At 41.7% G+C, this 1,327-nt stretch carries 2 protein-coding genes and 1 pseudogene; 2 read left to right on the top strand and 1 reads right to left on the bottom strand.

Going from position 1 to position 1,327, the window contains the following annotated elements; genetic code table 11:
* Together M975_RS23475 and M975_RS00375 are read left to right on the top strand one after the other, a co-directional pair.
* Positions 1-700, top strand: a 700-nt coding sequence (locus tag M975_RS23475; protein ID WP_280643758.1) for an RHS repeat-associated core domain-containing protein, incomplete at its 5' end; no start/stop codon positions are given.
* A gap of 16 nt (positions 701-716) precedes the next feature.
* Positions 717-1,100, top strand: a complete 384-nt coding sequence (locus M975_RS00375; RefSeq protein ID WP_064556612.1) for a hypothetical protein — start codon at positions 717-719, stop codon at positions 1,098-1,100.
* 44 nt (positions 1,101-1,144) lie between these two features.
* Here the strand turns inward: M975_RS00375 and M975_RS00370 are convergent.
* Positions 1,145-1,327, bottom strand: a pseudogene (locus M975_RS00370) (type I toxin-antitoxin system SymE family toxin); the annotation flags it as partial.

Below are 1,327 nucleotides of genomic sequence, written 5' to 3'. Positions count from 1 at the left end.
CTTTACCCCGCTGGCGCGTTATGAGAAAGGACTGTTGCACTATGCGGTAACCGATACGGTCGGTCGTATTCAGGAATTACTGACCGAAGACGGCACTATCGTCTGGCGCGGCAAGCAACAGCTCTGGGGTCGTGAAGAAAGTGCAAATGATGACAAGCTGAGTTGCAGACTGCGCTTTCCGGGGCAATACGAAGATACAGAATCCGGGTTGCACTACAACCGCTTCCGTTACTATGATAGTGAAACGGGACAGTACATTTCGGCAGACCCGATAGGGCTGGCGGGCGGGGTGAATCCGTACGGGTATGTGCATAACCCGTTGAGTTGGGTTGATCCGCTGGGGTTGGCTTGCGTTTGTCCTTTAACTACTCAGCAACTCCGTGATATGGAAGCGTTGCGCAATGGTACAGATGTGGCTGTCAGAAGTGCAGAAGATGCGAGAAAACTATTAGATAATATGGCTGAGTTAAGGCCTCATATTGATGATTTCCCTGCTAATTCAGGTTATCTATTCAAAGACACTGCGTTCGGTGATGTATGGAAACAGCCAAAAGGAACATATCGAGGTGATTTATATAATACAAAAAATCCACTTTCAGATGTTGTTCATGACTCTAACAATATATTGCATGATACAAACCCACATTATAATATTTTATTCCCAGATGGAACCAAGGCTGGAATAATCATTACACCTTAACTCTTGGGGTTATTGCATGAAGATAGTGTTGGATTGCCGTGAAATTAAAAGCATCCCATTAATTGAACGTGAGGTTACAATCGATGACTCTAAACTATTTGTTAGTTTTTCTCTAATCGGTGATTTAAATTTTTTCTTTGAATATTATAAAGATTATGAATGTCATGATGAGTCCATAAGGAGTGCTGAAAAATTTATCGCATCGGAAGAAAAAATCACAAAAGATGGCTATCTTTCTGAAGAGATTGGTTTTTCCAAGCAGCAGGATAATTCAAAAATTAGCCTGTTGAAATCTATAATGCTTGACGAATTGAACTTGCCTGATGATGGAGAAGGGTTTATATATAATGGTGATAAAACTTATGTTGAAACTCTGTTAAGAAGACTTAGTTCGAGATGATTATTTTGGCCGGAAAGATCCTTAGATCTTTCCGGCCACTTTACTTAATTCGCCATTCCTCGCAATACTGCTTTAATATTCCGGTTAGCTATTTTTATATCCCGCAGTTGCTGACGCAGTGCTTCCTGCTCATGTTTAAGCACACCCACTTCGTCGCTGTCTTTAATAATCACAATACAGCCGTTCGATATTTTAACGGTGAGATGAGCACCCGTCTCAAATCCCGC

It is taken from the genome of Buttiauxella brennerae ATCC 51605, assembly GCF_001654925.1.
Lineage (GTDB): Bacteria > Pseudomonadota > Gammaproteobacteria > Enterobacterales > Enterobacteriaceae > Buttiauxella > Buttiauxella brennerae.
Note: the sequence above shows the minus strand (reverse complement) of the source record. Positions and strands in the feature narration are given on the sequence as shown.